This is a genomic window from Azonexus sp. (assembly GCF_036170495.1).
In the GTDB taxonomy this organism is placed as follows: domain Bacteria; phylum Pseudomonadota; class Gammaproteobacteria; order Burkholderiales; family Rhodocyclaceae; genus Azonexus.
Genome location: NZ_JAVHPH010000441.1, coordinates 1 through 8705 on the forward strand (window position 1 = coordinate 1; position 8705 = coordinate 8705).

General features: G+C 61.5%; 11 protein-coding genes. 9 read left to right on the top strand and 2 right to left on the bottom strand.

The features are described 5' to 3' along the window. Positions 1-188: 188 nt before the first annotated feature. Complete coding sequence (locus tag ADADOO_RS15875) at positions 189-902, top strand: hypothetical protein (protein WP_511278480.1); 714 nt, start codon at positions 189-191, stop codon at positions 900-902. Positions 903-917: 15 nt separating this feature from the next. On the opposite strand, the gene ADADOO_RS15880 is transcribed toward ADADOO_RS15875, so the two are convergent. Beyond that, positions 918-1361: a universal stress protein gene (locus ADADOO_RS15880; protein ID WP_511278481.1), complete on the bottom strand. Its 444-nt coding sequence runs from the start codon at positions 1359-1361 to the stop codon at positions 918-920. Between the two features lie 83 nt (positions 1362-1444). On the opposite strand from ADADOO_RS15880, the gene ADADOO_RS15885 reads away from it, so the two are divergent. From ADADOO_RS15885 to ADADOO_RS15920, 8 genes are all read left to right on the top strand, one after another. Further along, positions 1445-2857: an MBL fold metallo-hydrolase RNA specificity domain-containing protein gene (locus ADADOO_RS15885; protein ID WP_511278482.1), complete on the top strand. Its 1413-nt coding sequence runs from the start codon at positions 1445-1447 to the stop codon at positions 2855-2857. A gap of 44 nt (positions 2858-2901) precedes the next feature. Continuing rightward, the gene (locus ADADOO_RS15890; RefSeq protein WP_511278483.1) at positions 2902-4650 is read left to right on the top strand and encodes a PHA/PHB synthase family protein; all 1749 of its coding nucleotides are present in this window, start codon (positions 2902-2904) and stop codon (positions 4648-4650) included. Between the two features lie 84 nt (positions 4651-4734). Then, complete coding sequence (locus ADADOO_RS15895) at positions 4735-5358, top strand: chemotaxis protein (protein ID WP_511278484.1); 624 nt, start codon at positions 4735-4737, stop codon at positions 5356-5358. Positions 5359-5376: 18 nt separating this feature from the next. Then, entirely contained in the window at positions 5377-6117 is a 741-nt protein-coding gene (locus ADADOO_RS15900) for an oxygen-binding di-iron domain-containing protein (protein ID WP_511278485.1), read from the top strand. Between the two features lie 81 nt (positions 6118-6198). Further along, positions 6199-6645: a hemerythrin domain-containing protein gene (locus ADADOO_RS15905; RefSeq protein ID WP_511278486.1), complete on the top strand. Its 447-nt coding sequence runs from the start codon at positions 6199-6201 to the stop codon at positions 6643-6645. Then, positions 6642-6869, top strand: coding sequence for a DUF2249 domain-containing protein (locus tag ADADOO_RS15910; protein WP_511278487.1), 228 nt, complete (start codon positions 6642-6644; stop codon positions 6867-6869). The genes ADADOO_RS15905 and ADADOO_RS15910 overlap by 4 nt, the downstream gene beginning before the upstream one ends. A 40-nt stretch (positions 6870-6909) precedes the next feature. Next, complete coding sequence (locus tag ADADOO_RS15915; protein ID WP_511278488.1) at positions 6910-8199, top strand: hypothetical protein; 1290 nt, start codon at positions 6910-6912, stop codon at positions 8197-8199. Beyond that, on the top strand, positions 8196-8579 hold the full coding sequence (locus ADADOO_RS15920; protein WP_511278489.1) for a SirB2 family protein: 384 nt from the start codon (positions 8196-8198) through the stop codon (positions 8577-8579). Before ADADOO_RS15915 ends, ADADOO_RS15920 begins: the two co-directional genes overlap by 4 nt. 70 nt (positions 8580-8649) lie before the next feature. Here the strand turns inward: ADADOO_RS15920 and ADADOO_RS15925 are convergent. After that, on the bottom strand, positions 8650-8705 hold a 56-nt coding region (locus ADADOO_RS15925), incomplete at its 5' end, for a helix-turn-helix domain-containing protein (RefSeq protein ID WP_511278490.1).

An 8705-nucleotide genomic window follows, 5' to 3' on the forward strand; every position in this document is an offset into this window, starting at 1 on the left:
ACCTGCTGGCCATGACCGGCGTCGGCGCCTGTTTCTTCACCATCGCGCTAATCCGCTTCCGCAAGGCAGTGACGCAGACGCAGGTGTAAGCCGCATCAGGATTTGTTGATATGCATCATGGGCGGTTCAGGTGTCGGCGCGGAAAATTCGCCCGACTTGTTGCTCCATGGGAAGCGATTCAGGTCATCATGTTTTTCCTCCGATTCATCTTCGCGGCGACTGTAGTCGCCGTCTTTTTGAGCCCTGCCCGGGCGGCCGACAGCGCCGAGCGGCAGTTCGCGGACATCGCTCAGTTGCCACCCGAAAGCCTCCGCGCCAAAGTCGGGCAGTTGATTGAAGTCGATGTCGATCTGACGGCGGGCGCCAGCCTTCAGGTCAATATTGCCGACGAGCGGATCGACGTGCGCTACCGCATGGCCTTTAATCAGATCGCCGAGGGGTGGAGCTGGCAGCCGCTGGCCGATCCGACGGTCGACGATTATTACCGCTACAAATTCCTGCCCCTGCAGTCGGTCCCGGTCGAGCGTGGCGAATACCGCGCTGAAGACAAGATCGGAGAGCCGCAGACGATGAAGGTCAGCTGGCGCTACGATTATTTCCTCGCCTTCGCCAATCTCTACGATTTCTATCCGCGTGCCGTCGATGACGAAGCCGGGTTTTCCGCCAATCTGCCTGCCGCGCTGGCCGGCCGCGTCGGCATGCGGGCAAGGGCACGGCTGATCGAGCCGGTGATCAGCGAGAGCACGACTTTCTGGAAGGCGACCTATGGCAAGCCGACCGATTTCACGCTGAAAAAGCGCTATCTGCTTGGTGCGCTGGAAGAAGTGGCGTTCATCGATACCGCCAGCGGCGAAGTGCTGTGCCGCATCAGGCCGGGGCAGGGGCGCTGCACCGGCCGTTGAGTGAGTTCTGCTGGCTCAGCGATAAACCAGTACCGGCACCTTGGAATGGGTCAGTACCTTGTTGGTTTCGCTGCCGAGCAGGAAGCCACTGATGCCGCGGCGGCCGTGGGAGGCCATGAAAATCAGGTCGCAGCCGGATTTCTCGGCGGCTTCGATAATCGCTTCGTAGGGAATGTCGCTGGTGGCGGCAGCCGTGCTGCACTGGACGCCGGCCTCGGCGCACATTTTCTCGACTTCACCGAGGTATTCGCGGGCTTGCTGGTCGGCCAGCTCGGCGAATTTTTCGGGGGTCGTCGGGTCGATCAGGGCGCCTTCGCCGAAGTAGGCGATGGGATATTCCGGCTTGGCGAAAAACACCGTAATCCGGGCGCCGGCTTCCTTGGCGAAGGAGACGGCGCGTTGTGCCGTGGCGCGGGAAAGTTCGGAGCCATCGGTCGGAACGAAAATATGCTGGAACATGCGTAACCTCCTGAAATGGTCTGCTGGCGTTGCATTCAGCCTTATTGAGGTTCATGCTACGCCAAGTCGGGAGGAATGAAAACATGCGTCTCGGGTTTCTCGGAGCGGCCGGTGAAGTGACCGGTTCCTGTACCTTGGTGGAAGCGGGCGGTGTCCGTTTTCTGGTCGATTGCGGCATGTTCCAGGGCGGCCCCGAAGCGCGGCAAAAGAACCAGAAAGCCCTCAATTTCGGCTTCGATGTCCGGCAAATCGATTTCGTTCTGCTCACCCACGCCCACATCGATCATTCCGGCTTGTTGCCCCGGCTTGCCATGCTCGGTTATCGCGGCCCGGTCTATGCCACGCCGGCAACGATCGACCTGCTTGAGGTGCTCTTGCCGGACAGCGCCCACATCCAGGAAAAGGAAGCCGAGTGGCAATTGCGCCATCGGCGGCGGGGTGGCAAGGCCGAACGGGGCATTCCGGCGCCTTTGTATTCCGTCGCGCAGGCGCTGGCCTCGCTCAAGCTGCTGCGACCCGTTTCCTACGGTCAACCGGAAAAAACGGCCGAAAACGTCAGCGTCATTTTCCGCGATGCCGGCCACATTCTCGGCTCGGCCTCGCTCGAAGTGACCGTCAGCGGAGAGGGCAAGCCCCGCCGGCTGGTCTTTTCCGGCGATCTCGGCATGTCGGACCGGCCGGTGCTGTGCGACCCGGCACCATCGCCCACTGAGGCCGACGTGTTGCTCATTGAATCGACCTACGGCGACCGCCTGCACCGCTCGATGCCGGAAACCGAAGATGAAATCGTCGCCGCCTTCGAGCGTACCCGGGCCGCCAAGGGCAACCTGATCATCCCGGCCTTCGCTGTCGGGCGGACGCAGGAAATCATCTACATGCTGGCCGACCTCGTGCGCCGCAAGCGCCTGGCGCCGCTCAAGGTTTACGTCGATTCGCCGATGGCCAACGCGGCAACGCGCATCACGCTGGCCAACCAGAACCTGCTCGATCCGGAAACGCGCGAATTGATCGCCTGGCTCAAGGCTCATCCCAAGCAGATGAGCCTCGAACTGGTCGCCGATGTCGAGCGTTCCATCCAACTCAACGACATGCGCAGCGGCGCCGTGATCATTTCGGCCAGCGGCATGTGCGAGGCCGGGCGGATCAAGTACCACCTGCGCGAAAACCTGCCGCGCAGCGAATGCACGATCCTGATCGCCGGCTTTCAGGCGGCGGGCACGCTCGGTCGGCGCCTCGTCGACGGGGCAAAGCTCGTCCATATCTTCGGCCAGCCGGTGCCGGTCCGCGCCCGCATTTACACCGTTGGCGGCTTGTCGGCCCATGCCGATCAGGCCGCCTTGCTCAAGTGGCTAGGTGGTTTTCACAATGCGCCAGCCAACACCTTCGTCGTGCACGGAGAAGCCGGCGCTTCAGCCAATTTCAAGCGGGCCATCGAAGCCACGCTGGGCTGGTCGAATGTCCGCTTGCCGCTCCCTGGTGAGTTTGTGTCGCTGTAACATCAATACGTTATATTCCTGCTCAATCTGTCAGAGGAAACCCCATGTCTGGTAATGAAACCGCCCATCGCAACGGCGTCGACATCAATACCCTGAGCCCGGTCGAATCGCTCGGCAAGGCGGTCAGCAACGCCATCGACCCCTACGGCGTCACGACCTCGCTGCTCAATGCGCAAATGGCCTGGTGGATGCATCCCCAAGAGCTGACCCGCGCCATGAGCGCGCTGTCCGGCGATCTTGTTGCGCTCCAGTCGCATATCATGCGTCGGGCGCTGGGCGTTTCATCGGGTGATGTCGTCCGGCCGAGCGCCGATGATTCCCGTTTTGCCGACCCGGTATGGACCGAAGCGGCGAGCTGGGACATCGTCAAGGAGTGGTACGTTGCCTTCGAGCATCGTTTCGAGGACATGCTCTTCGAAACACCGGGGCTGTCCGACAAGGAGCGTCGCCGCTCCGCCTTCTGGCTGCGGAACTGGCTCAACATGGTGGCGCCGACCAATTTTTTCTGGCTCAACCCGGTGGCCATGAAACGCTTCGTCGAAACCAATGGCGGCAGCCTCAAGCAGGGTTGGGAAAACTTCCAGCGCGACGTCAAGGCCAAGAATATCCTGATGGTCGAGCCGGACGCCTTCAAGGTTGGCGAGGATCTGGCCACGACGCCGGGCAAGGTGGTCTTCCGCAACCGGCTGGTCGAATTGATCCACTACACGCCGACCACCGACAAGGTCCGGGCGATGCCCATCGTCATCATCACGCCGTGGATCAACAAGTTCTACATCCTCGACCTGACGGCCAAGAAGAGCCTGGTCAAATACCTCACCGATCAGGGTTTCTCGGTGTTCATCACGAGCTGGAAGAATCCGGGTGAGGACTTGGCCGACGTTCGTTTCGACGATTATCTGCTCGAAGGCGTCAACGAAGTCGTGCATGTCGTGAGCGCGTTCTGCAAGGTACCCAAGGTCCATCTGGTTGGCTACTGCATCGGCGGTACGCTGGTCAGCACCTACATGGCCTGGGCCAACAAGCATTTCGGGGCGGACAAGGTACCGGTCGCCCACTGGACGCTGTTCACCACCCTGACCGATTTTGCCCACCCGGGCGACATCGACGTTTTCATCGACGAAGCCTGTATCAATGCGCTCGAAGAGTCGATGGCCAAGAAGGGTTTCCTCGACGGCAGCGAAATGGCCAGTTCCTTCCGCCTGCTACGGTCGAACGCGCTGATCTGGAATTACTGGGTCAGCAGCTACCTGCTCGGCCAGTCGCTGCCGGCCTTCGATGTGCTGTTCTGGAACATGGACACGACGCGCATGCCGCAAGCCATGCATTCCTACTACCTGCGTGAGTTCTACCTCAACAACAATCTAATCAAGCGCGACAAGCTGACCATCGCCGGCGAAACGATCGACCTCGACCTCATCACCCAGCCGCTCTACGCGGTAACCGCCGAAGATGACCACATCGCGCCCTGGAAGCAGTGCTACCGCATCCGCAAGCAGATCAACGTCAAGGCGCCCGTGCGCTTCGTGCTGTCGACCTCGGGGCACATCCTCGGCATCGTCAATCCGCCGGCCAATCCGCCCAAACGCGCCTACTGGATCGGCGAACCGGAACGCAACGAGCACTGGGAACACTGGTTCGACCGGGCCGAGAAAAAGCCGGGCACCTGGTGGGATGACTGGACGCACTGGCTGGGCGAACGAACCGGTGATCTCGTCGCGGTTTACCCGGCGGCCAATCGCAAATTTCCGGCCCTGGCTGATGCACCGGGCAGCTATGTGCACGAAAAATAAGTGGCAAAATCAACAGTATTCTGGTTGTTCCTTGCTGAAATTGATACATTGCTGTCTGACTGAACAACAGGCTGCGGAATGACCATGACGACTGCTTTGACCACACGACCGACCAAGGCGCAGCTGGCCGGCGTAGACCTGTTGCGCATCGTGCGGATCAACGAGGAAATCAAATCGGTGGTCGGCGTTTCCTTCAAGATCAACATCATGGCCCTCAATGCCATCTTCCTCGCCAAGCGGGCGGGAACGGCGGCGCGGGGCTTTGGTGTACTGTCCAACGAGTTGCGGGTCTTCTCGCAGGATCTGCGCGACGGCATGTCGGCGCTGACCCGCCAGATTCACGGCTGCGTCACCGAGGTTTCCGTCGTGCTCCAGGATATTCGCCATACCGCGCTGCTGCGCCAGGCGGTCGAGCTGTCGCCGGCCGCCTGTGGGCGCCTGGTGCTGGCCGCCCGGGAAGCTGAAAACGAGCGCCATGCCGAGCGCCTGGTCCGCTTGCGCAAGCAGCTGCGAGCGGCGCTCGACGATGCTTTCCGGATGGTTGAGCTGGGTGGCGTGCTGGCCAAATCGGCCAAGATCGAGGCGGCCTATGGACAATCCTTTGCCGTGCCGCTGTCGCAGGTTTCGGGGGAATTCGACGGCGTCGTCGAAGAAATTCGCGCCTCGCTGGAGGCGCTGCGCCGGTCAGCCTTTTTTACCGGCAACTGAGAATACGGGAGCGGATGCGTGAAAAAAACAAAAACGATTTTCGAAGATGGCAAGCACAAATGGATCGCCATCGTGCGCGATCCTGATAAGCCGAATTATCTGATCGATACCAATGAATACCTGGTGACCCACGGCAATCAGGGGATGCTGGTCGATCCGGGTGGGGCGGAAATATTTCCGGCGGTGTTCTCGGCCTTGTCCGCGGAGTTCGACCCGTCGGCCCTGAGCGCTATTTTTGCCTCGCACCAGGACCCCGACATCTGCTCGTCGCTGGCCCTGTGGCTCGAATTCAATCCGCAGATGCGCTGTTATGTCAGCTGGCTATGGAGCAGTTTCATTCCGCATTTTGGCGGCTCGACGGAAACTTTCGTGGCGATGCCCGACGAAGGTCTCGACATTTTGCTGGATGGCCTGCACCTGCAGGCCATTCCGGCGCACTACCTGCATTCGTCGGGCAATCTCCATCTCTACGACAAGGTCGCCAAGGTGCTGTTTTCCGGTGACGTCGGCGCGGCCCTGCTACCACCGGGCGAAGATGGCCTGTTCGTGGATAATTTTGACAAGCACATCCGCCATGCCGAGGGCTTCCACCGGCGCTGGATGGGTTCCAACGAGGCCAAGCGGCGCTGGTGCGAGCGCGCTTCGCAAATGGAGATTGACATGCTCTGTCCGCAGCATGGCGCCATCTATCAGGGGGCCGATGTGCAGCGCTTCATCAACTGGTTCGATGGCTTGCAGGTCGGACTCTGCGGCAGTTGATTGAGGCGGATTTGATGATGGTCAAGGAGGCGCTCGGGCGGCAGCACCGAGAATGGCTCATCCTTAGCCACTGAGCCGTCCATGACCACCATTCGCAGTTTTATGACCGATGACCATCGCCGTTGCGATGATCTGTTTGCCGAAGCCGAGGAGGCCGTCGGCAAGGGCAAGTTCGACCTGGCCCGCGCCGCCTTCGGGCATTTCCATTCGGCCATGCTGGCCCATTTCGACAGCGAGGAAAAAACGCTGTTCCCGACCTTCGAAGCCAAAACCGGCATGCGCATGGGGCCAACCCAGGTTATGCGCATGGAGCACGAGCAACTGCGCAGCCTGCTCAACGATGCCGCCGAGGCCCTCAAGACAGACAACGCCGAGGATTATCTCGGGCTGGCCGATACCCTGGTCATCATGATGCAGCAGCACAACATGAAGGAAGAAAATATGCTCTACCCCATGTGCGACCAGCATCTGAGCGCAGAACTGCCGGCTATTCTCGAACGCCTGGAAACGGAACTGTGCGCACAATGAGCCATGCCAAGACCCCGCACGTCGTTGACGCCCGCTACATGGAGCCGCCTGGCCCCTTCGTGGCGACCATGGAAATGCTCGATACACTCAAGGACGGTGAAAAGATGCTGCTCCTCCTTTTCCGTGAGCCGCATCCGCTCTACAAGGTGCTGCGCCAGAATGGCCACAACTACGAAACTGAGTTGCTGCCCGACGGTACCTTCGAAATCCTGATTTCGCGCTGAGTCAGCCGCTTTTCTCGACCCTTCAGGCTTCCTGCAAGCGATGCTGGCCTTTGAAAACGCGCCGCCCTTCGCCGCGCCGCTGCGCTTTTTTCTGACCGCACCGCTTTTTGCGATGCTGGCCGGCCTGCTTGTCGCCTTCGAGGGGCCGGATGTCTTCGCCTCGCGGTGGACGCCCGGCGCCCTGGCCGCCACCCACCTGATCACCATCGGTTTCATGCTCCAAGTCATGCTCGGCGCGCTCATCCAGATTTTGCCGGTGGTTGCCGGGGCCAGCCTGAAATGGCCGGTGGCCGTGGCCCGTATCGTCCATCCCGGTCTCTCGGCCGGAGCGCTCCTGCTGGCCGCCGGTTTTCTCTTCGGGGCGCCCGCGCTGCTCGGCATCGCCGCTTTCATGCTCGGTCTGACAGTGCTGTTCTTTCTGGCCATGACCGTCAGCGCCCTGGTCGCTGTCCCGACGAGCAGCCCAACCATTCGTGGCATCAGGTTTGCCTTGTTCGGTCTGGCCGGCGTTGTCGGCCTTGGTGTCGTCCTCGCCCTGGGGCTGGCCTGCGGCTGGCCCTTGCCGCTGGTGGCGCTGGTTGACCTGCATGCCGGCTGGGGACTGGGCGGCTGGGCCGGGGTCCTGCTCGCGGCGATGGCCTACGTCGTGGTGCCGATGTTCCAGCTGACGCCCGGCTACCCGGCGCGCGCCAGTTGGTGGTTCCCGGTTTTCATGCTGGCCATGCTGCTGCTGTGGAGCGCAGGCGTGCTCGGCGACTGGCCGCTGCTCGTCCGCCTCGGCCAGTTTGGCGCCGGGCTGGCTGGCATCGCCTTCGCCGGGCTGACCTTGCGTCTGCAGGGCAAGCGGCGGCGGGCGCGGCCGGATGCCACCTACCGCTACTGGCAGCTCGGCCTGATACTTTCCATTTTTAGCCTTTTTTTCCTGTTGACCGTAGCAATCCTGCCGGCGGCTGCCGACATCGACGGCTGGACGCTGATCTTCGGCGTATTGCTCATGGCCGGTGGATTTATTCCCTTCATCACCGGCATGCTCTACAAGATTGTCCCTTTCCTGTCCTGGATGCACTTGCAGAATTGCGGCCAAGCCAAGGTGCCGGCCCCGGCCATGAACAAGATTCTCGCCGAGCCTGCCATGCACCGCCAGATGCTGGCTTATGCCGCCGCCCTGGCCCTGCTGCTTGCCGCCATCTTCTTCCCGGCCTGGCTGGCCCGCCCGGCCGGTCTGGCCTTTGCCGCGGCCAATGGCTGGCTGTGGTGGAATCTGGCCGGCGCCATCGGGCGCTATCGCCAGCATCTGGCGGAAATGACGGCCAGACTGGCAACGCCATGAGCTATCTCGCCCTCAAACACCTGCACGTCACCTGCGTCGTTCTCAGTGGCCTCGGCTTCTGCCTGCGCGGCTGGTGGATGTGGCGTGAATCGCCGCTGCGCCAGCACCGGCTGACGCGCGTGATACCGCACATCGTCGATAGCCTGCTCCTCGGTAGCGCCCTGACCATGGCCTGGCTGAGCGGCCAATACCCGTTTGTGAACGGCTGGCTGACGGCCAAGCTCTGCGGCTTGCTCGCCTACATCCTGCTCGGCATGATGGCGCTCAAACGCGGCCGGACCCAGGCCATCCGGAAACGCTACTTCTGGCTAGCCGTGCTGACCTATGCCTACATCGTCAGCGTGGCGCTGACGCGGAATCCGCTGCCGGTCGGTCTGTAGCGGTTAGCCAACAGCCAACAGCCAACAACTAGCAACTAGCAACTAGCAACTAGCAACTAGCAACTAGCAACTACATCCGGCCCAGCTTGCGATACAGCGTATTGCGGCTGATGCCGAGCTGGCGGG